A 20795-nucleotide genomic window follows, 5' to 3' on the forward strand; every position below is an offset into this window, starting at 1 on the left:
CCGCGCCGTCCTGGGCGAGCGCGTACAGCGCGGTCACCGCGCCGGACTTGGCGAGCGGATCGGCTTCGCACAGCGCCGCAAGCGCGGCGGCGCGCCAGCCTGGCTGCGATGTGGCGGCATCGACGGACAATTCGGCGCTGGCGCGCGCGGAGTCGGGAAATACGGAATTCATCGTCAAGCAGGCAGAAAAGCGGGCAGAAAACAGGCGGTCAAACGGCGGTGTACGAACGACGGCACGCGCTCAAACCGACGCCCCGCACGGCGGCGCAGTGGCTTGCATGAGACCTGCCGCACGCGGCGCGCAAGCCGGGCCAGGCGAACTCGGGGCGCAACCGTTTACAATACGCGATTCACCCGCTCTGCGCCGCCCGCGCCCGCTCTCACCCGCTCGCGCGCCGCAGCCTCGCAAGACAAAAAGGAGACGCAACACCGTGGCCATCTACAAGCTTGGCGAAGCCGCACCCACCATTCACGAAAGCGTGTTTGTCGCGGATAACGCGACCATCGTCGGCAAGGTCGAACTCGCCGAAGACTCGAGCGTCTGGTTCGGCGCGACGCTGCGCGGCGACAACGAGCTGATTTCGGTCGGCACGCGCAGCAATGTCCAGGAAGGCGCGGTGCTGCATACCGACCCCGGTTTCCCGCTCACGCTCGAAGCCAACGTGACGATCGGCCATCAGGCCATGCTGCACGGCTGCACGGTGAAGGAAGGCGCGCTGATCGGGATTCAGGCGGTGGTCTTGAATGGCGCGGTAATCGGCCGCAACTGTCTGGTTGGCGCGGGCGCGGTGGTCACCGAAGGTAAGGTGTTCCCCGACAACTCGCTCATTCTCGGCGCGCCGGCCAAGGTCGTGCGCGAGCTCACCGAGGCCGACATCGCCGGCCTCAAGCGTAACGCGGACGTCTACGCGCAACGCCGCGAGTATTTCAAGGCGCAACTCGTACGCATCGGCTGACGGCTGCACGCCGCCGTCACGCCGCGCGAGCGCGCCGCACGCATCGAAACGAAGGAAAAGATTGTGAACGACCAGTTGCAAAAATTCATGTTCAGCGCCGCTCCGGTGCGGGGCGAGATCGTCTCGCTGCGCAACACGTGGCAAGAGGTGCTGACGCGCCGGCAGTACCCGGCGCCGGTGCGCACCGTGCTCGGCGAAATGATGGCCGCCTGCGCGCTGCTCTCCGCGAATCTCAAGTTCGACGGCACGCTGATCATGCAGATCCTCGGCGAAGGCCCGGTCCGCATGCTGGTCGTGCAGTGCAGCTCCGACCTCTCCATGCGCGCCACGGCGCGTCTGGCCGAAGGCGTGGAAACCGTCGCCGACGACCTCTCGCTCGCCGAGCTCGTCAACGTGAACGGCCGCGGCCGTTGCGTGATCACGCTCGATCCGGCCAACAAGCAGCCCGGCCAGCAGCCTTATCAGGGCATCGTGCCGCTCAACGGCGAAGACGGCGCGCTGAAGTCGATCTCGGAAGTGCTCGAGCACTACATGCACCACTCGGAGCAGCTCGACACGCGCCTGTGGCTCGGCGCGAACGAAGATCGCGCGGTCGGCATGCTGCTGCAAAAGCTGCCCGGCGACGGCGGCATCGTGCCGCATCCGCACGAACTCGACGCCGACACGTGGGAACGCGTCTGCACGCTCGGCGGCACGCTCACGCGCGAAGAACTGCTCGAACAGGAGCCGGAAACGCTGTTCCGCCGCCTCTTCTGGCAAGAGAACGTGCAGCACTTCGAGCCCGCCGGCACGCGCTTCCTGTGCAGCTGCTCGCGCGAGAAAGTCGGCTCGATGCTCAAGATGCTGGGCCGCGAGGAAGTGGACAGCGTGATCGAAGAACGCGGCCACGTCGAAGTTCACTGCGACTATTGCAACCAGCGCTACGAGTTCGATCCTGTCGATGTGGCGCAACTTTTCGCCACGCCGGGGCTCTCAGAAGGAGTCTCTCCCGCAGCGGACCAGCGCCACTAAGCCAGCAAAGCAGTGATTGCCTCCCCGGCTCATGGCACGCCGTCTTCCGCCACGCGGACGGCGCCGCAGCGCGGCACCATGAGCCGATTCACGGAACCGGCTATCCAGGCGCCCGCGCGCGGGGCCCAGAGATCCGGAATCCGACCGATTAAGGGAAGCAAGAACATGAAGACGAACCTCCGGGCTGCATCACCTCACCTGCCCGCGCGCCGCGCGAGAACGCTCCTCACGCTCACCGCGCTGACGGCCGCCGCTGCGGGCGTGGTGCTCATGAGCGGCTGCACGCTCGATCCGCCCGGCCCTTCGCCGATCTACAGCCGCCTGCCCGCCGATCAAGCGGGCGCGACCGCCACGGTCGCGCCGCCGCAGCAGGCCGCCCCGGCTCTCACGCGCGAGCAGCTTCAGCGCTACGACGCGATCGACCAGCAGGCGCTGGCCGAATCCAATCGCGCCGCGAACGCCGAAGCAGCCGCACAGGCCTGGTCGCGCGCGTACACGCCGCCCGTGAACGTCTACGGCAGCTACTACAGCGGCGGTTGGGGCGGCGGATGGGGCACCGGGATCGGCTACGGCTATCCCGGCTGGGGTTGGGGCTGGTGAAATCGTAGCGTGCGCAACGATCGGCGCACGTTCGTATAAGGCTCGCATACGCCCGCCCCGCAAAAACACGCGGCAACAAAAAAGCGCGGCATCCGCTGGATGGCCGCGCTTTTTATTTCGACGCTATCGAGCCGCGTCGATTGTCTTGACGCTCAGCCTGCTTTCTTCTTCGTTTCCTTGCCGTGCCCGTGGTGTTTCTCGGGCACGCGCGACACCGGATTCGGCACCACCTTGACGGGCGCCGCCGACATCTCGCCACGCGTCGACGTATTCGACGAACCCGCAGGCGTCGCCGGCAACGGCTGATTCGGCGAGACGAACTGCACGAACACCTCGCCGTCCTTCACCATGCCCATCTCGTAGCGCGCGCGCTCCTCGACGGCCGCGGTGCCGTTCTGCAAATCCTGCACTTCGCCCGCGATGCGTTCGTTGCGCAGTTTTTCGTCGTCGTTCTGCTTTTGCTGCTGTGCGAGCTGCCCTTGCAGTTCGTGCACGCGCAGCCACCCGCCGTGGCCCCACCAGAGCGGATACTGGATCAGCGCGAGCAGGATGATCAGGACGACAGTGACAAGCCGCATGGATGGTGCCGGATAAACATACGCCGCCCTGCGCTGAACGCAGGGCGGCGAAGAAGGATAACGAAGAGTGACAGCAAGGCTGCTGTCGCGTTCAGGTCCGCTTAGCGGAGGTTATAGAACGCCGACTTGCCCGGGTAGCTGGCGATATCACCGAGATCTTCTTCGATGCGCAGCAGCTGGTTGTACTTCGAGATGCGGTCGCTGCGCGACAGCGAGCCGGTCTTGATCTGACCGGCGTTCAGGCCGACGGCGATGTCCGCGATGGTCGAATCTTCGGTTTCGCCCGAACGGTGCGAGATCACGGCCGTGTAGCCCGCGCGCTTCGCCATTTCGATCGCTGCGAAGGTTTCCGTCAGCGTGCCGATCTGGTTGATCTTGATCAGGATCGAGTTGGCGATGCCCTTCTCGATGCCTTCCTTCAGGATGCGCGTGTTGGTGACGAACAGGTCGTCGCCCACGAGCTGAACCTTCTTGCCGAGCTTTTCGGTCAGCAGCTTCCAGCCGGCCCAGTCGCTTTCGTGCATGCCGTCTTCGATCGAGACGATCGGGAATTTGTCGGCGAGCGTCGCGAGGTAGTCGGCGAATTCCGACGACGACAGTTGCAGGCCTTCGCCCGCGAGCTGGTACTTGCCGTCGTGGTAGAACTCGCTGGCTGCGCAGTCGAGCGCGAGCAGCACGTCTTCACCGGCGCGGTAGCCTGCCTTCTCGATGGCTTGCAGGATGGTCGAGAGGCATTCGTCGTTGCTGCCGAAGTTCGGTGCGAAACCGCCTTCGTCGCCAACTGCCGTGCTCATGCCGCGATCCGAGAGGATCTTCTTGAGCGCGTGGAAGATTTCCGCGCCGCAACGCAGCGCTTCGCGGAAGGTCGGCTGGCTCACCGGCACGATCATGAATTCCTGGATGTCCAGGCTGTTGTTCGCGTGCGCGCCGCCGTTGACGATGTTCATCATCGGGACCGGCAGTTGCATCGCGCCCGAACCGCCGAAGTAGCGGTACAGCGGCAGGCCGGCTTCTTCGGCTGCGGCCTTCGCGACGGCCATCGAAACGGCCAGCATCGCGTTCGCGCCCAGACGCGACTTGTTGTCGGTGCCGTCGAGCTCGAGCAGGGTCTTGTCGAGGAAGGCTTGTTCCGACGCGTCGAGGCCCATGATCGCCTCGGAGATTTCGGTGTTGATATGCTCGACGGCCTTCAGCACGCCCTTGCCGTTGTAGCGGCCGGCTTCGCCGTCGCGCAGTTCGATCGCTTCACGCGAGCCGGTCGACGCGCCCGACGGCACAGCCGCGCGGCCCATCGTGCCCGACTCGAGCAGCACGTCGCATTCGACGGTGGGATTGCCGCGCGAATCCAGAATCTCGCGACCGATGATATCTACGATTGCACTCATGGTTTCCTCAGGAAATGACAGTAATTCTTGCGAGACACACACCCGCTGCGAGTCCGGCGAAGCGCGGTCTACGCGCTCGCGCGGGACACACCGTCACATGGGACAGGCGGAGCGGTCGTCGGGTTCAACTTGTTGCGTCGCGAGGATTACACACTGCGTAATCGCTGCGCCGCCACGCTGCCTTGTACATCTGGCGCGGCGCGGTTCCCGTCTGGTACAGCATGGCATCGCTTCATGACACCTGCTGCGCCGGCGGGCCGCTCGCCGCGGCTCCTCCATCGCGCCGCTCATGCAATCGAAGCGGCGCGCGATGCTCTAGCACTACGAAAAAACTCTGCGATCCAACCTTGCGGTGAAGCCATACGACAAAGCACACGACGCGCATGAAGCGCGCCGGTGCCTGACTACGTGAATCAGTTGAAGTCGCTCTCGAGGAACGGCGTGCGCTTGACCGCCTGGTCGAGCGTCACGAGCGTTTCGAGCAGGTCGGCCATGCGGTTCAGCGGCACGGCGTTGGGACCGTCGGACTTCGCTTGCGCCGGGTTCGGGTGCGTCTCCATGAAGAGACCCGCCACGCCCGTTGCGACGGCCGCGCGCGCGAGCACCGGCACGAATTCGCGCTGACCGCCCGAGCTGGTGCCCTGGCCGCCCGGCAACTGCACCGAGTGCGTGACGTCCATCACGACCGGCGCCGCCGTTTCGCGCATGATCGCGAGCGAGCGCATGTCCGACACGAGGTTGTTGTAACCGAACGAGACGCCGCGTTCGCAAGCCATGAAGCGGTCTTCGGAAAGACCCGCTTCACGCGCCGCGTCGCGCGCCTTGTCGATCACGTTCTTCATGTCGTGCGGCGCGAGGAACTGGCCTTTCTTGATGTTGACCGGCTTGCCCGAACGCGCGCACGCGTGGATGAAGTCGGTCTGACGGCACAGGAACGCCGGCGTCTGCAGCACGTCGACGACCGACGCCACCGGACCCACTTCATCTTCCGTGTGCACGTCGGTCAGCACGGGCAGACCGAGCTGGCGCTTCACTTCGGAGAGGATACGCAGGCCTTCGTCCATGCCCAGACCGCGGAACGACTTGCCGCTCGAGCGATTGGCCTTGTCGAACGACGACTTGTAGATGAACGGAATGCCGAGCTTCGCCGTGATTTCCTTCAGGCGGCCCGCCGTGTCGATCGTCATCTGTTCGGATTCGACGACACAGGTGCCTGCAATCAGAAAGAACGGCTTGTCGAGGCCGACCTCGAAACCGCACAGATTCATGCTTTCTCCTGAGCGCGCGACTGCTGGTGCGCGAGCGACGCTTCGACAAACGCCTTGAAGAGCGGATGGCCGTCACGCGGCGTGGACGTGAATTCCGGGTGGAACTGAACGCCGACGAACCACGGGTGCATGTCGCGCGGCAGTTCCATCATTTCCGGCAGATCTTCAGTCGGCGTACGGGCGCTGATGATAAGGCCGCCGGCTTCGAGCTTGGGCACGTAGCCGTTATTGACTTCATAACGGTGGCGGTGACGTTCGTTCACGTCCTTGCCATAGATTTCCGAAGCGAGCGTGCCGGGCTTGATCGGGCAGCGCTGCGAGCCGAGGCGCATCGTGCCGCCCAGGTCCGAATCTTCCGTGCGCTTCTCGACCTTGCCTTCGCGGTCGGCCCATTCGGTGATGAGCGCGACGACGCGGTCCGGCGTGTCGGCGTCGAATTCCGTGCTGTTCGCGTGCTTCAGGCCCACCACGTCGCGCGCGAATTCGATCACGGCGAGCTGCATGCCGAGGCAGATGCCGAGGTACGGCACCTTCGATTCACGAGCGTACTGAATGGCCTTGATCTTGCCTTCGGTGCCGCGGCGACCGAAACCGCCCGGTACGAGAATCGCGTCGAGATGCTTGAGGCTGTCCACGCCCTGTTCGTCGATCTCTTCCGAGTCGATGTACTCGATGTTGACCTTGGTCGAGGTCTTGATCGATGCGTGACGCAGCGCTTCGATGAGCGACTTGTACGACTCGGTCAGGTCGACGTACTTGCCGACCATGCCGATCGTGACTTCGTGCTGCGGATGCTCGAGCTTCTCGACCATTTCGGCCCACATCGACAGGTCGGCGGGCTTGGCGGACAGCTTGAGTTCGTCGCAGACGATCGAGTCGAGACCCTGATCGTGCAGCATCTGCGGAATCTTGTAGATGCTGTCGGCGTCCCACACCGAAATGACGGCGTCTTCCGGCACGTTCGAGAACATCGAGATCTTCGAGCGCTCGTCGTCCGGAATGCGGCGATCGGCGCGGCACAGCAGCACGTTCGGATAGATACCGATTTCGCGCAGCTTCTGCACGCTGTGCTGCGTGGGCTTGGTCTTGAGTTCGCCGGCCGTGGCGATGAACGGCACCAGCGTGAGGTGCACGAAGCACGCGCTGTTGCGGCCAAGGCGCAGGCTCATCTGACGCGCGGCTTCGAGGAACGGCAGCGACTCGATGTCGCCGACCGTGCCGCCCACTTCAACGATCGCCACGTCGGGCTCACCGCACGTCGCGGATGCCGCGCCGCGCTCGATGAACGCCTGGATTTCGTTGGTGATGTGCGGAATGACCTGCACCGTCTTGCCGAGATAGTCGCCGCGGCGTTCCTTGCGGATCACCGATTCGTAAATCTGGCCCGTGGTGAAGTTGTTGGCCTTGCGCATCTTCGTGCTGATGAAGCGCTCATAGTGGCCGAGGTCGAGGTCGGTCTCCGCTCCGTCTTCCGTCACGAACACTTCGCCGTGTTGAAACGGGCTCATCGTGCCGGGGTCGACGTTGATGTAGGGATCAAGCTTGAGGAGGGTGACTTTCAGACCGCGCGATTCGAGGATCGCGGCGAGGGAGGCGGCGGCAATACCCTTGCCAAGGGAAGAAACTACGCCGCCGGTGACGAAAACATATTTGGTCATCGCTGGATGCTCGCGGGAAAAACGGATTATACCGTAAAGCAAGGGCTAACCCTGAATTTTGAAAGAGCATCTTGCGTGACGGGGCGCGGCGCGAATGAAGCATGTGCCGAATTGATCGTGCCCCGCCAGACGGCGGCCAGCGGGCGCGCGTCTAACCGCCGTTATCCATCGCGTAGAGCATGCGCTGCACCGCGCGCGCGGTCTCGATGGGCCGCTCCATCGGATACAGATGGCTGCCTTCGATCCACTCGAAGCGCTCGCCCGCGATGCGCCGCGTCGCACCGAGACCGACCTGCCGCACCTCCTTCGAATGCGTGCCGCCGACGAAGCTCACTGGCACCGGCGAGCCATGCGCGAGGCGCGTGCCGAAGGTGTGCGGCAGCGTACGGTAGATGAGGTATTCGGTGCGGCGATCGAAGGCGAGCGTACGCGCGCCGTCGGGCGAAGTCTGAGGAATACCGAAGTCGATGTAGTCGGACAACACGCGCTCGTCCCAGCGCGCGAACGCAGGCTTCGAGTGGAAATGGCGCCAGGCTTCGTCGCGGCTCGCCCAGCTGGTGCGGCGCGCGCGCGTGGCGGCGGCCGGCGACAAACGCTCGTCGAGCCCGGTCCACTGCGACACGCGCAGCATGCCGCTGCGCCAGCCGGCGATCACGGGCGAATCGAGCATCACCACGCCCCTCACCCACTGCGGCTTCCTGAGCGCCGCCATCAGCGAAAGATAGCCGCCGAGCGAATGACCGACGAGCCAGACCGGCTGCTCGTAGCGGCTGCCGATGTCCTCGATCAGTTGCTCGACGAGGTGCGGCCAGTCGCGCGTGACGGGATAGCGCGCGTCGTGGCCGATGCGCTCGATATAGCGCAGCTCGTAGGTGTCGCCGAGTTCGGCGAAGAAGGTGCGATAGGTCGAGGCCGGGAAGCCGTTCGCATGGGAAAAATGGATGACGTTCTTCAATCTGGGCCTGTCTCCGTTCCGTTCGTTCTTGTCGGATTGTCGTTGTCGTCGCTGTCTTGCGCGCCGGGCGGGCGGACCGCTGCCGCTCTTTGCATCGCGCCCACCGCCGCCTCTTCGGTCCGATCCGGCCGCTCCAACCGGTCCATCCAGTAACGCCGCCGCGTGTCGCGAAAGCGCTCGACCGTCAGCGCGCCGGGCGCGGCCTCGATGCGCGCCGCGCCGTCCCAATCGCTGCGCGCCAGCACGATGTGGCGCGACGCGTAGCGCGCATAGACACCCGGATAAGGATGATGAAAGCGATTGATGAAGCCTAGGGCACACCGTTTTGCCCTGAGCACCCTAACTATCTGTTTTTAAACGCATAGCCCGCGCCGGTCAGCAAACGGGTTTATTGCATTTTGAAGGAAAAACAGATGGCTTCGTTAGAGTGTGGACACAAATCGGGCACACCGGGGCGCGCCATGCAGTGCGCGAAGCCCCGCGGCCGGCGACTCTACCCGGACCAGTGGACCGTCTACGGACACGGCATCACCGCTTTCGACACGTCGCTCGATGGCGCGCTGACGATGTGGCGGCGTTGCTTTCTGCTGCAGCTGATTGACGCACACAACCGGGCGCACCCGTGACTCGCCGCGCCTTTTCACCCCACCCTTATCAGGGTCTTATCATAGACCACCAGTCGGGCGTCGAGCGTTCGAATGTGTGGGCCGGGATGGGACTCGGCAAGACCGTCAGCACCCTCACGACGCTCGAATCGCTCTACCACCTTGGCATCGAGACAATGCCCACCCTCGTCTGCGCGCCGCTGCGCGTGGCGCAGTCGACGTGGCCGGATGAGTGCGAGAAGTGGGATCACCTGAGCGGCATGGAGGTAGTGCCGATCGTGGGCGATGCGAACCGGCGCGCGATGCAGCTGCGCCGCGACGCGCCCGTATTCTCGATCAATTACGAGAACCTGCCCTGGCTGATTGACTGGTTCAAGCACAACCCGCGCCCCTGGCCATTCGGCACGATCGTGGCCGACGAATCGACGAAGCTCAAGTCGACGCGGATCTCAAACCAGAAAAGCAAGACCGGAAAGGAGTTCCTGCGCGCGGGTTCGGGCGGCAGCGTGCGCGGCCGCGCGCTCGCGCAGGTGGCGCACACGAAGGTGCGGCGCTGGACGAATCTGACCGGCACGCCGTCGCCCAATGGCCTCAAGGATCTGTGGGGCCAGCAGTGGTTCGTGGACGGTGGCCAGCGTCTCGGGCGTAGCTACACCGCGTTCGAATCCCGCTGGTTTCGCCCGATGAAGGGCGATCGGGGCTACCACGCAATGGAACCGCTCGAACACGCGCAGGAACAGATCCAGATCGCCTTGCGGGACTGCACGATTTCGCTCGACCCCGCCGACTGGTTCGATCTTGAACAGCCGATCATGCGGCCAGTCTATGTCGACCTGCCCAGCGGTGCACGGCGGCTCTATCAGGACATGGAGCGCCGGATGTTCATGGAAATCGACGAAAACCCCGTCGAAGCGTTGAACGCCGCGTCCCGCACGCTCAAATGCCTGCAGCTCGCCAACGGCGCGGCATACGTCGACGACGCCGGAAACTGGAAGGATGTGCACGATGAAAAGCTCAAGGCGCTCGAGGACATTGTCGAGGAGGCTGCTGGAATGCCTGTGCTCGTCGCTTATCACTTCAAGTCTGATCTGGCTCGGCTCACGCGCGCTTTTCCGCGCGGTCGCGTCCTCGACCAGAATCCGCAGACCATAAAGGACTGGAACGCCGGGAAGATTCCCGTGCTGTTCGCCCACCCTGCGAGCGCCGGTCACGGCCTGAACCTGCAGGACGGCGGCAACATCCTGGCCTTCTTCGGTCACTGGTGGAACCTCGAGGAGTATCAGCAGATCATCGAGCGTATTGGACCAGTCCGCCAGCTGCAGGCCGGTCATCGCCGCCCGGTGTTCATCTACCACATCATCGCGCGCGACACCGTCGACGAAGACGTGATGCTGCGCCGCGAAAGCAAACGCGAAGTGCAGGACATCCTGCTCGAGGCAATGAAACGGAGGAAGCGGTGAAACTCTATCGCACCAGCTCTGTGTGCGCGTCCATCCGGAAAGCACACAGCAGCTTCACGCACATTCACGTTCATCGCATGTACGTGAACGCCCATCCAATCCTCGTCAAAACGAACGACCTCAAGGACCTCCCCCTGTATAGCTGGGCAGAGTGGTTGAAGGAAGCGGGCGGCCAGCTCGCGCGCTGGCGCGAACATGGCGGCGTGCTGCTCAACCGCGGCCGCGCTGTGCGGACCGAAATTGCTGCTGATGCGATGGTCTTTTTCGAGTGCCCGCTCAGCGTTGCGTGGCTCGAAAGCGCGATAGTGGGTGTACGCGATCAGGTGATTGTGCCGGTGCCGCATACCTGGGCGCAACACGAACTGACCATCGATCTGCAGACCCCCGCCGAGATGGAGCTGCGCGCGCTGTGGGTTCACTGCGCCGGGCGCCGGCTGACTGATCACGAGCTCGCTGACGAAAGTGGTCTTCCGCAGCAGCACGTCATGCGCATGCGGCGCTCGTTCAAGGCGGGTGAAGAATGGGATCTGCGTGCGCGCCTCGCCCCCGAGGAACCTGGACTGCTACCGGCGTGGGGATGGGTCGGCGGTGGGCGCATTGCCACGAAACGGGAAGTGCGCGCCTCGGGGCATAAGACGGCTCTGCGGGAGATGGCGCGGCGCGGCCACATCGCGCTGTCGAAATACCACCTTTATCCTGAGCAGGAGCCTGACTGGAACGCGCTCATGAAAAAGCGCGCGCAGGCTATAGAAGATCTAGACCGGATTCGATCACTGGTTGAATCGCTTCCCGACCACCTTCAAGGCGAATGACAGTCTGCCGGATTTCTTTTATGCGAGGTGCGTTCAAATGGTAGAGCTGGTTCAACTCGACGAGTGCGTGCTCGACTTCCCGGTCCCCGCCGACACGGTGCTCACCGCCACGAAGGGAAATTGCCGCCTGGAGTTTTACCTTAGCCATAGCGGCACTGTCGCCATGGTCCATCGTGGCCAGTTTATGGAGTTCCTCAAGGCCGACAACTTTAAACGCACGGCCAAGGTCTGCGAGCTGGTTCTCAAACTGCTCGGCCGACATTCGCGAGTAGGCGGGATCGATCTTGACCTGCTCAATCGCTGCCGCGAACTGCTGGAGAGCTGGGGATGCACGGATATAACGATCCACTTCGAGCGCAGTACAGTCCAGCACTGACGCCGTCAGAAACAGATCGCCCCGGCTCTCGGTCAGGGCTTTCTGGATCTTCGCTTCGGAAATCAGACCATCGCGCATCGAACGCCTCATTTCTTTTTCCGTTCCGGCAGGCGCTTAACGGACTTGCCGTGTTCCGCGCTGACAAATTCTTTGCCCACCTTTTTCGGGATGCCCAGCTTCGAGCGCCCTTCTGCGGCCGCGTGCATGGCGCGGTTCTGCGCCTTCGATTTCATCGGCATGATGCCCTCCTAGTAGCTCAGACCCTTCGCGTAGCCCATTCGTTGCAGGTCGGGCAGTTGCTTCTTCAGGCGCCCCACCCCGATGTCCGTCCGGTAGAACGGGCTGTTGGGAATCTTTACCTTTTTGATCGCGCTGTACGCGCTGCGGCGCGCGCCCGTGATCGTCTCCCCGGTGCCTGTGGCGATCAGCACGTAATCGCCCGCCGTCACCGGTCCCGGCAGATCGACGACCTTGCCGTTCACTTCGCGCGGCGCGGTGCCGAGCATGACCTCGGAAAAATGCAGGTGCTCCATATCCTCGGCGCCGTAGATCGGGATGCCGCAGAGCTCCTTGTTCGTGATCTTCGAGTACGGAAAATCCGGCAGTGCCATCAGCACCGAAATGCACACCTCGTCCATGCGGATGCGCAGCGTGTCGCGCCCGTCGAGCTTGTCCTTCATCCACTGCGCCGGATCGCCTTCGATCAGCGCGGTCAGGTTGTGCCGGATTGGCCAGCCGTCGCGCATTGTCCACTCCAGCGGAAACGGCCCCTTGCCGTCGGTCGGGATCATGCAATTCACGTCGACGTAGCCAACGTAGCCGATATTGCGCAGGTGTTCGGTCGCGGGCGTCAGCACTTCATCGGCCAGCTTCGACTGGCGCACCACGCGCACCGTCGTCCCCATCTCGCCCGTGTTCACGCCGAGATCGCCGTTCATCAGCTTCTTGTTTTCCCAGTTCTCAACCCAGCCGCGCGACCAGCCGTCGGGGCCGAAGAAACCGCCCACGGCCATTTCGATGCCGTCGATTTTCTCCTGCAGGATGAACCCGTCCTGTTTCGCCGCCGCGCGGTATTTGTCGATCCTGTTCCAGCGCCCGAGCATGTACACCATGTCGGCAGCACTGTTTGCGACGTAGGACATTGCGCGCTCACCGTCGCCCGAAGGTTTCGAAACGAACGCTTTGCCCTCTTTCTTTACGTACGCGATCGCACTGTCGTAGTCGTGGAAGGTCTTGCCAGGGATGATGCGCATGCCGCATTCTTCCATCACCTTCTGCCCGATCTCGCGATCGAGCTCCCATTCAACGGCCGCCAGATTGCAGCCGTAGATCGGATAGCCGATACGCCGAAACGGCTCAAGCATCTCAAGGTAGCTGACGTTATCCGGGGTATAGATCAGGTCGGCCCAGCCGAGCCATTTGCGGCGCAGTTCGTCATAGTCGCGGATTTTCGGCACGAGGCCTTCGCCTGCATGCCGGTCCGTGCCGTCGGGACGCGGTTTGTCGTACCATCGGACCTGATGCCCCCACTGCTGGCAGCGCATCAGCCAGTCGAGGCAGTTGGAACCAACATCGATTGCCAGAATTCGCATGGTCGTTTTTCCTGGGAGACCACTATGAAAAACACTCTTAAAACAGCATGCGCCGCAGCTGCGTTACTGATTAGCGCGAGCACGTTTGCTAACTGCATTGGCAGCGCCAACCTGCAAACCTGTAACGATCCCAGCGGCAACACGTACACCGTCAACCGGATGGGCACGATGACCAACGTGACCGGCTACAACGCGCAGACCGGAAACAGCTGGAACCAGTCGTCCAACACCTACGGCAACACGACGCAGATCAACGGCAATGCCGCGAATGGCGCCCACTGGAACGAGACCATCCAGAACTACGGAAACGGAAACCGGGCAATCTACGGTACTGATTCGCGCGGCAACGCCTACAGCCATTACTGCACCGCCTACGGCTGCAATTAAGGACCTGGCGGACGCTGTAAAAGCATCTGCGTGACATTCGGCCCGAAGCGGTTGTACGCTGCCGCCCCGGGCGCTGTCAGCGCAGCGGTACCGCCTGCCGCGACTGTGCCAACGGGGTGCGTGAGCAGGTTTTGCATTAATGCGCGCTCGGCCGTGCCGCTCGAAGGCTGTTCTTTCATGAAGCGCTGCCCGATGTCGGCCAGCGTTCCCAGATCCCCAGCCGCACCGCGCGCCATCGCCGAGCGCCCTGCCTGATTGCGAGTCACTGCGCCGAGCAGCGCTGCAGGGGCGATATTGCCCGTTGGGGATTTCGCAACGAGCGGCTCGAGCGTCTTTCCGACGGCGTACTGGCGGCGCGCGGTGTTGTAGCGCGCGAGCTCTTCCGCATTTAGCTGCGAGATAAACTGATCCTGCAGGTCATCCTGCAGACCGCTCAGTGCATTGCGCAGATCGCCATTCTGCGTATTACGGATACGCGTGTTCAGATTCGTGTTGATCTTGCGGAAGGCCTCGCCAGAGAGCTGACCGCCTTTCGCCTTGTCCGAAATCTCGTTGACCACGCTGGTAACGACCTTTTCCACGTCACCGGTCTCGTACTTCTGCGCGGCGTCGACGTGCCCGGCCAGTTTGTTCACCAGGCTTTCATCGAACGGCACACTTTTGGACGACGCGATATCGCCGATGGTTTGCCCCGAGCGATTCATCGCGTCGTTGAAAGCCTTTCGCGTGAGCTTGTCGCCTTCCCCGCCAATTGCCTGCACCAGATGCGAGTTGAAAACGCTCTGGTTGTGCTCGCGCACCGTCTTTCCGACGAAGGGATTATCCTGCGCGAGTTCACCTGCCTGACGGGCGTATTTATTGCCATAGACCATATCCGGCGTGAGCCGAAAACCCATGTTGTGCGCCTGGCGCGCCAGCTGCAACGTACCGGGATCAACATCAGGGAGCGCGCTGGATACCGCGCGCGCCGCTCCGCGCCCGACAGCATTCGCGCCGGCACGCGCGGCGCCTGCAGCGCCCTCGCCTGTGGCCAGCACGCCGCGCGGCACCTCGGGGATACGCGCGATCATTGGCCCTTCGACAGGTAGACCCTGCAGGCGGCTCGCGTCGAGCGCGCGCCCGGCCGTGTCGAGCATCTCGCGCCCGGCCTGCGTGCGCGGCTGGTAGGTCAGCTTGTCCGCCAGTTCGACGCCCGCTTTATCGCCCTCACGAATACCCTGCTGCGTGCCGTATTTCCCGCTCGCGAGCGTCTTGCCGACGCCATACACTGCACCGATCGGCGCGGCGAGTGCGCCGGTGACCGCCGAAAGTCCGGCCTCACCGATGCCGAGGATTTTGTTAGCGATGCCGTCGGCGTGCTGCGGCGTCAGGCCCGCTGCCGATCCCGTATCGCCCGGAAGACGATCGAGAGGCGCGACAGAGCGGCCTTGCGCTGCCGGTGCAGCGCTTCCAGCTGAGCCAAGTCGTTGCTGGAGAATCCCGAACGCCTGCTCCTTCGTAGCGCCGTCAGGCCCCTGGACGTCATAGGTTTTCCCGTCCGGAGAAGTGAACGTAAAGGTCGGCATGTCAGTGCTCCGTCACAGACCATCCGGCCGGCAAACCGCCACCCGGAGGCGGTGGATTCGCCATCGGCTTGCCGCGCGTCACAGCTTCGCGAAACTCGCTGCGCACCTTGCCCGGCGATTGCTGGGCTGCTGCCATCTCACGTTTCATCATGCCGATCACGGCCTGATATTGCTCCGGCGTCTGCGCGGTGTTCAGCATTTCGCGCGCGTGCTCCTTGTCGCTTACCGTCGGCGTGCCGCTGGGCGACACCGCGCGCGCGTACGCATTAATTAATGAATTCGTGGCTGCGCCGAACGCAACGACCTTCGGATCGCCGGTGTTCGACTGGTAGGCCTGCAGCGCCTTGTTAGCGGGCACGAACTGGCTGCGCGGCACCTGCTGGGACGCTGTCGACGCGATGTCGGCGAACTGGTCGGCCTCGTTCACGGCCATACCGGCCTGCGCCGTACGCGTGCCGAGCGCGCGTTCGCCGGACTTCACGCCCTCAAACTCAGCAACGGCCGCTGCGAGATCCGCGCCGGTCATGCCGTTGGCCTGCGCCTGCTTGCGAACCTCGTTGCGCAACGCCACGAGGTTTTTTGAGCCCTGTGCACCACGCCCAAGGTTCTGCAGCACGGTCCGGTCACCGGCCATATACTGCTGCGCCATGAATTTCAGGTCATCCGGATCGAGCGTAGCATTCGGATCGCCCTGCGTGCGCGCATTCAGCGACTCACGGCGCAGTTGCAGCATCTGTTGCTGGATACCGAGTGAATCCTGATGCGCCTGCATGCGATCGGCGCGGTTGGCGGCGTTATCTTCGGCACGCTGACGCAACGAGTCGTAGCGTTCCTGCAGCTGCGCCATCTGCAGCTCGCGCGTGAATTGCTGCTGCATCTGAGCGGCCTGCGCTTTTGCCTGCGAGTCGAGGATCGGCATGAGTTGTCCGAGCCCCGCCATCAGATCGGCGCCAGACAATCCTTGATCCTTGAGCACCTTGATTGCGCTCTCGAGCGTGAGCGGACCTGACGATGGCTGCTGCTGTGGTGCGGCCGTCATCGGCGGTGCGGACAGCTGCGGCGCGGTACCCTGCGCAGGCGAGCCTCCCGTCGGCATTGCGCGAAAAGGCGGCAACGGAGGCTTAACACCACCGGGTGCCGGGCCCATACCGGGCAATGGAACACCGCCCCCTTGAGATTGCGCGGGCTGGGAAGCCTGACCCGGCATCGGTGCCTGGGGAGGCGGCGGCATTTGTGCCGGCTGGCCTTGGGCAAGCAGTTGCGGCAGTGCATTGCCTGCCGCAGCGAGCGCGGCCTGCTGTCGCTGCCGATCGGTCTGCGCCTGCTGGAACTGCGCGAGCTGAATCTGCTGGTACTGGCGATTCATCGCCTGCTGCTGCGCGGCCTGCGCGCCTTCCATCGCAGCAAGGTAGTAATTGACCGGCTGTGCCATCGTTCACCTCACATCGTGAACCCGTACGAATTGCCACCACCCGAGTAATACGGACTGGACGTGAACGCACCACTAAAGTCTCCGCTGCCGTAAGAACCCGTTGTGCCACTAAACAGATTGCTCAGGCTTCCCGCGTTCTGGTAAGCGGTGCCCAGACCGCCAAGCGCGCTCGAAACGGTCGACCCGAGACTTTGCGCATTCGTGGTGCTGTTCTGATACGGCAACGATTGCGCGCCCGTGCCGTAATTCATGTACGGGATAATCTGGCTCTGGATACTCTCAGCAGGGCCGTAGAGGTTCGAATTCAGATAGGAGCCGTAGGTGCTGGCGAGATTGCCGGGCGTGGCGGCGGTCGACTGCGCGGTGCTGTACGGCAGCGATCCAGAGAGCAGCGCGTAACCGGGTGCGGCCTCCGCCTGCGAGCTGGCGAGCTGGCCATAATTACCGGCCGTGGTTGCGGCGCCCGTGTAGGCGGACAGTCCCTGCGTCGCGCGCGAAAGCAGATTGTTCTGCCAGTCGATATTGAAATTCGACATGGCCTGATTAGCCACGCCCGCGCCTGCTGCAGACGAGCCGAGGCCATACATCGAGTTCGTGGCCCCCGTCTGATCCTGCAGTTGCTGCGCCGTGCGGTTATAGAGCGCGTTCTGCGGGTCCAGTGCGAGGTTGTAGACGTTCTGCCCCGCAGCAAGGAGGCTGTTCTGCGTCCCCGTATTCTGCTGAGCCTGATTGTTCAGATAGCTCGCAAGACCGGCGTAGGTGCCTGCGGCCGAATTTGCCGCCGTCTGGTAACCCGGCGCATATTGATTCGCGGCGTTGATGCCCGCCTGCTCGGAGCCCAGCGCAATCTGGTTCTGGGAGTTGGCGTTGGCGTAATAGCTGTTCTGGAGGCTGTCCAGCAAGCCCTGCCACGTCTGGTCGGCTGTGCCGAGGCCGGTGGGCACATAATAGGACGTGCCACCCGATGTCGATGGCGACATGGCACTCGATACGGCCGCGCCCGCTGCGCTGCCCAGAACTCCGGCTGCTACACCCCACGGCATGGCTCACCCCTTTGTCAGAATTTCCGGATCCGCGACGTTCTCTGCGTGGATACAAAGCCAGGTCAGGTCCGTAATCGCCTGTATCCTATGTTTTTTTCCTGCCTTGACCTCGAGCATGCAGGGCCCATGCAGCACGCTCAGCTCACCATCGATATCAATCAGCGCGCTACCATTCGAGAGGTAACTGAGGTGGTCGTAATCATGGACGTGCTTCTCGACCTCCTGCCCCGCCAGCAAACTTTGCTCGCGCGCGTAGACGCCCCCCGCCGAGAAGTGATGGAGGATCATCGCTCGCACCGAATGCAGATGACGAGCGTAGTGCGGTCGGTATCGCCCTCGTTCACGACTTCATGCTCTTTCGTATTGTCGAAATACCAAACTTCACCCGGCGCCATCGCGACGCGCTCATCTTCAACGCGATTCCAGCATTGCGGATTCGATTCGAGCACGACGTAAAGCTTCGTGTTGTAGTGGTGCACGTGCCAGTTATCGTCGCAATGCGGTTTCACGCTACCGCCTGGCGGAATCTTCGTGATCATGACGCCGCCCAGGCGCGTGCCTTCCACTCGCGCCATCAAACCGAACACGATAGGCCGTACCTGAGGCAAGGCATACCATTCCGGATAGAACACGGCGTCGTGCGGCTCGTTGAATCCGGAATAGTCGCCCTTCGCCTTGAAGGGCTTCTCGTCGTTGTAACGCAGCCAGATATCTGACACGCCGTGATGCGGTGAATCTTCGGGCGCGGTGCGCGCGGTGCGACGGTTCCACAGATTCGGCTGACGCGCGAGCGCGAGCAGCAGGGGCGCGGTATCGATCCCCGCGGCGATACGAACAAGATTCCTCACGAAGCCCCCTTGATTCGCTCGGCCACGTGCAAACCGCCGAGACCGAGCATGCCCAGCGTGAGCGTCGACAGCTCGCTCAGGTCCATCACCGGCAGATTCACGGGATGGCCGATAACCGCAGCTACAGCGTTGGTGAGCGGTTGCAGGACAAAATTCCAGGCATAGCCCGCCACGCACACCCAGCCCATACCGCCGCGCCAGTGTTGCAACGGGTCGGTACTTTGCGCTTCGGCCTGATTGATACTCATCTGGCCTTGCACCATCGCCAGCACCGCTGCCAGCTGCTGCTGCTCCTGCTGCGTCTTGTCCGGCCAGATTCGTTCGACGATGCTCGAGGCCAGATCAAGGCCTGCGGTAATCGGGTCAAGTGCCATCGTTGGCTCCTAGTGCGGCCTTTGCCAGTTTCCAGAGTGCGAGCCGGTCTTGCAGGCCATTCAGACCACCGTTTATGCGCTTCGTGATCGTGGTGAAATCGCCCTGTTCAGCCAGTTGGCTAAGCCCGTGGCTGGTCCAGAACCATGCGGCGGACAACGAAGCGTTTCCTGGCTCTTCAAGCAGCTCTGGATGGGAAATGAGATCAATGCCAAGTGCGCTCGCACAGCGCCGGTAATTCGCCCGGCCTGTCACCTGAATCAAGCCTCGCCCACGAAACCGGAATCCGTCTCCCCGCTCGGTGTTCCCGAGTTCGGTTGCTTTTTCCGATTGCGGCTCATAGAGCTGCTGGGTTTTCGTCGGCCCCCATAGCTCCCGCACATATACAAGCCGGCCAGATTCGTGGCCCACCTGCGCAATGAACGCTGCCTGACTGACCATCCCCTCGATCGAATAGAGCGCCATCGCAGCGCTCAAGGGGTCCGCCCATATACGCGCGCGCGCCATCGGCACGTTCAGGCAGGCGGCCAGAACTTCGGGCGTCATACTTTGCCGATAGCCTGCAGGATTTCCTGCACCTTGTCGGTCGTAGCCTTCGCGGCGTCTTCGACGATCGTGGTCAGCGTGGCCTCGAGCGTCGAAAGGCTCTGCGCCTTGCCGTGCAGATCGACGAGCGCGGCGAGCTTCTCGGGGATCGAGCGAGCGTCCGTCACGATTGCGTTGAACTCGCTTTCGATACTGGTCCAGATGCTCATGGTGTTCTCCTAAAGAAACTTTCTGAACCCGCCTCCCGCGCCGTACACAGCGAGCAGGATCAGGGCATAAAGCATGGCCTTCCACGCCATGCCCAGCACGCCGCGGCCCACGTTGAGCTGAAATCGCTGCGTGATGCCTGCTTCGATTTCACGTGCGATGGCCTTGACATCGGCGTCCGTCAATGTGCGGTTATCGTCCATTCTTTTCCCCGTGATTTGAAGATTCGAGGCGATCAGCCTCGTGCGGCACGTTCTTTATTTCTTTCGCGGCCCGGTTAGCGTTCAGCACAGCGTTGTTCAAAACGTCCTGCCGGGTCACAACTTCATTGCGCATGGACTCCGTCGCAGCCTGGACGCCCCGAATGTGACGTCCGTTTTCGACCAGCATGATCGGGAGCCAGCGCATCGAGCAGTCGAACTGGTCAACAGGCTGACCGGTTTGCGGATGCATACCGAGCATATGCGTCCAGAACATGCAGTCACCCTCAATGCACGATTTTTTAATAAGGGGGCACTTTTTCATGATTTTTGTGCTACGCACATGGTGATGTATTGCCACGTGGTGGTGATGGTGTGGGCGTGGGCGCCACTACCACCCGTGTTCTGGAGGTTCGCAGCGCCGTTGTTCACTGAAATGCCCGTTGTTGCTGCGGCAGTCGTGGAATAAGCGGCGTAGGCACCACCCGTCGACGCCACGTTTGCATTGCTGGCGTTTGTAAGAAAGGCACCCGCCGGCGGGGTGTGCGTGTGCCCGGGGTCCGTGATCCCATGGCTGTGACCCGCATCGGTATGGCTATGCCCCGGCATTTCGCCAATGGTCAGCGTGTGATTGTCCGCTGCCCATCCGGAATAGCAGAACGACGTGTAGCCCGCGCCGGTTGATACGATCGTGCCCCCACCCGTTGCTGAATACAGGCAGGTATGGTTGGTGATCGATGTATCGATAGCCCAGCCGCTCGGTGCAGCGGCCTGATGGAATGCCATCCGCGTGCCCGAGGGCGCGGTGAGCGTACCCAGCGGATTCGCGTTCGAATTGACCTGATTCACGATGTAATTCAGATCCGCCATAACCTGTGAAGCATCGGCCGTGGTTCCGTTCTGAAGGTTGTCCGGCAGCGTTCCGATGATTGCCATGGC

The 20795-nt window shown here is 62.8% G+C and carries 26 protein-coding genes; 6 read left to right on the forward strand and 20 right to left on the reverse strand.

Annotated elements, in window-relative coordinates; all coding sequences use genetic code 11:
• Positions 1-431 precede the first annotated feature (431 nt).
• From G3N97_RS09825 to G3N97_RS09835, 3 genes are all read left to right on the forward strand, one after another.
• Positions 432-956: a gamma carbonic anhydrase family protein gene (locus tag G3N97_RS09825; RefSeq protein WP_205993031.1), complete on the forward strand. Its 525-nt coding sequence runs from the start codon at positions 432-434 to the stop codon at positions 954-956.
• 63 nt (positions 957-1019) lie between these two features.
• Complete coding sequence (gene hslO / locus G3N97_RS09830; protein WP_205993032.1) at positions 1020-1967, forward strand: Hsp33 family molecular chaperone HslO; 948 nt, start codon at positions 1020-1022, stop codon at positions 1965-1967.
• 270 nt (positions 1968-2237) lie between these two features.
• The gene (locus tag G3N97_RS09835) at positions 2238-2567 is read left to right on the forward strand and encodes a hypothetical protein (protein WP_241030502.1); all 330 of its coding nucleotides are present in this window, start codon (positions 2238-2240) and stop codon (positions 2565-2567) included.
• Positions 2568-2719: 152 nt separating this feature from the next.
• Here the strand turns inward: G3N97_RS09835 and ftsB are convergent, their stop codons facing one another.
• The 6 genes from ftsB to G3N97_RS09865 form a co-directional block, all read right to left on the reverse strand.
• A complete protein-coding gene (ftsB, locus tag G3N97_RS09840) occupies positions 2720-3145 on the reverse strand; it encodes a cell division protein FtsB (protein ID WP_205993033.1) in 426 nt (141 codons plus the stop codon).
• A 101-nt stretch (positions 3146-3246) separates the two neighbouring features.
• Positions 3247-4530, reverse strand: a complete 1284-nt coding sequence (gene eno / locus G3N97_RS09845) for a phosphopyruvate hydratase (protein ID WP_065060251.1) — start codon at positions 4528-4530, stop codon at positions 3247-3249.
• A gap of 413 nt (positions 4531-4943) precedes the next feature.
• Positions 4944-5798: a 3-deoxy-8-phosphooctulonate synthase gene (gene kdsA, locus G3N97_RS09850; protein WP_205993034.1), complete on the reverse strand. Its 855-nt coding sequence runs from the start codon at positions 5796-5798 to the stop codon at positions 4944-4946.
• Positions 5795-7456, reverse strand: coding sequence for a CTP synthase (locus G3N97_RS09855; RefSeq protein WP_065060252.1), 1662 nt, complete (start codon positions 7454-7456; stop codon positions 5795-5797). Before G3N97_RS09855 ends, kdsA begins: the two co-directional genes overlap by 4 nt.
• A 151-nt stretch (positions 7457-7607) precedes the next feature.
• Positions 7608-8411 carry an alpha/beta hydrolase gene (locus G3N97_RS09860; RefSeq protein ID WP_205993035.1) on the reverse strand — a complete coding sequence of 268 codons (804 nt, stop codon included), beginning with the start codon at positions 8409-8411 and terminating at the stop codon, positions 7608-7610.
• Positions 8408-8749, reverse strand: coding sequence for a hypothetical protein (locus G3N97_RS09865; protein ID WP_205993036.1), 342 nt, complete (start codon positions 8747-8749; stop codon positions 8408-8410). The genes G3N97_RS09860 and G3N97_RS09865 overlap by 4 nt, the downstream gene beginning before the upstream one ends.
• A 374-nt stretch (positions 8750-9123) precedes the next feature.
• On the opposite strand from G3N97_RS09865, the gene G3N97_RS09870 reads away from it, so the two are divergent.
• Positions 9124-10476, forward strand: a complete 1353-nt coding sequence (locus G3N97_RS09870) for a DEAD/DEAH box helicase (protein ID WP_241030497.1) — start codon at positions 9124-9126, stop codon at positions 10474-10476.
• Complete coding sequence (locus tag G3N97_RS09875) at positions 10473-11288, forward strand: hypothetical protein (protein WP_205993038.1); 816 nt, start codon at positions 10473-10475, stop codon at positions 11286-11288. The genes G3N97_RS09870 and G3N97_RS09875 overlap by 4 nt, the downstream gene beginning before the upstream one ends.
• On the opposite strand, the gene G3N97_RS09880 is transcribed toward G3N97_RS09875, so the two are convergent.
• Genes G3N97_RS09880 through G3N97_RS09890 form a run of 3 tightly spaced genes read right to left on the reverse strand, consistent with a single transcriptional unit; the run spans position 11221 to position 13256 of the window.
• A complete protein-coding gene (locus G3N97_RS09880; protein ID WP_205993039.1) occupies positions 11221-11742 on the reverse strand; it encodes a hypothetical protein in 522 nt (173 codons plus the stop codon). The two genes, G3N97_RS09875 and G3N97_RS09880, sit on opposite strands and share 68 nt — an antisense overlap.
• A gap of 8 nt (positions 11743-11750) precedes the next feature.
• Positions 11751-11903: a hypothetical protein gene (locus G3N97_RS09885; protein ID WP_205993040.1), complete on the reverse strand. Its 153-nt coding sequence runs from the start codon at positions 11901-11903 to the stop codon at positions 11751-11753.
• A gap of 9 nt (positions 11904-11912) precedes the next feature.
• Entirely contained in the window at positions 11913-13256 is a 1344-nt protein-coding gene (locus G3N97_RS09890) for a hypothetical protein (protein ID WP_205993041.1), read from the reverse strand.
• Between the two features lie 24 nt (positions 13257-13280).
• Between G3N97_RS09890 and G3N97_RS09895 the strand changes: the two genes are divergently transcribed.
• A complete protein-coding gene (locus tag G3N97_RS09895) occupies positions 13281-13643 on the forward strand; it encodes a hypothetical protein (protein WP_205993042.1) in 363 nt (120 codons plus the stop codon).
• On the opposite strand, the gene G3N97_RS09900 is transcribed toward G3N97_RS09895, so the two are convergent.
• The 11 genes from G3N97_RS09900 to G3N97_RS09950 form a co-directional block, all read right to left on the reverse strand.
• Positions 13640-15208 (reverse strand): hypothetical protein, encoded by a 1569-nt coding sequence (locus G3N97_RS09900; protein WP_205993043.1) that lies wholly within the window; start codon positions 15206-15208, stop codon positions 13640-13642. The two genes, G3N97_RS09895 and G3N97_RS09900, sit on opposite strands and share 4 nt — an antisense overlap.
• Before the next feature lies 1 nt (position 15209).
• Complete coding sequence (locus G3N97_RS09905) at positions 15210-16640, reverse strand: hypothetical protein (RefSeq protein ID WP_205993044.1); 1431 nt, start codon at positions 16638-16640, stop codon at positions 15210-15212.
• A gap of 8 nt (positions 16641-16648) precedes the next feature.
• Positions 16649-17620, reverse strand: coding sequence for a hypothetical protein (locus G3N97_RS09910; protein WP_205993045.1), 972 nt, complete (start codon positions 17618-17620; stop codon positions 16649-16651).
• A gap of 66 nt (positions 17621-17686) precedes the next feature.
• Positions 17687-17971 carry a hypothetical protein gene (locus G3N97_RS09915; protein ID WP_205993046.1) on the reverse strand — a complete coding sequence of 95 codons (285 nt, stop codon included), beginning with the start codon at positions 17969-17971 and terminating at the stop codon, positions 17687-17689.
• Entirely contained in the window at positions 17968-18531 is a 564-nt protein-coding gene (locus tag G3N97_RS40150) for an aspartyl/asparaginyl beta-hydroxylase domain-containing protein (protein WP_205993047.1), read from the reverse strand. The genes G3N97_RS09915 and G3N97_RS40150 overlap by 4 nt, the downstream gene beginning before the upstream one ends.
• Entirely contained in the window at positions 18528-18905 is a 378-nt protein-coding gene (locus G3N97_RS09925; RefSeq protein WP_205993048.1) for a 3TM-type holin, read from the reverse strand. Before G3N97_RS09925 ends, G3N97_RS40150 begins: the two co-directional genes overlap by 4 nt.
• On the reverse strand, positions 18895-19449 hold the full coding sequence (locus G3N97_RS09930) for a glycoside hydrolase family 19 protein (RefSeq protein ID WP_205993049.1): 555 nt from the start codon (positions 19447-19449) through the stop codon (positions 18895-18897). The genes G3N97_RS09925 and G3N97_RS09930 overlap by 11 nt, the downstream gene beginning before the upstream one ends.
• Complete coding sequence (locus G3N97_RS09935) at positions 19446-19658, reverse strand: hypothetical protein (protein ID WP_205993050.1); 213 nt, start codon at positions 19656-19658, stop codon at positions 19446-19448. The genes G3N97_RS09930 and G3N97_RS09935 overlap by 4 nt, the downstream gene beginning before the upstream one ends.
• 9 nt (positions 19659-19667) lie before the next feature.
• The gene (locus G3N97_RS09940) at positions 19668-19859 is read right to left on the reverse strand and encodes a hypothetical protein (RefSeq protein WP_205993051.1); all 192 of its coding nucleotides are present in this window, start codon (positions 19857-19859) and stop codon (positions 19668-19670) included.
• Entirely contained in the window at positions 19849-20133 is a 285-nt protein-coding gene (locus G3N97_RS09945) for a hypothetical protein (protein WP_205993052.1), read from the reverse strand. The genes G3N97_RS09940 and G3N97_RS09945 overlap by 11 nt, the downstream gene beginning before the upstream one ends.
• A gap of 44 nt (positions 20134-20177) precedes the next feature.
• Positions 20178-20792 carry a hypothetical protein gene (locus tag G3N97_RS09950; protein WP_205993053.1) on the reverse strand — a complete coding sequence of 205 codons (615 nt, stop codon included), beginning with the start codon at positions 20790-20792 and terminating at the stop codon, positions 20178-20180.
• Positions 20793-20795 lie beyond the last annotated feature (3 nt).

The organism is Paraburkholderia sp. Ac-20347 (assembly GCF_017104805.1).
Classification (GTDB): Bacteria; Pseudomonadota; Gammaproteobacteria; order Burkholderiales; family Burkholderiaceae; genus Paraburkholderia; species Paraburkholderia tropica.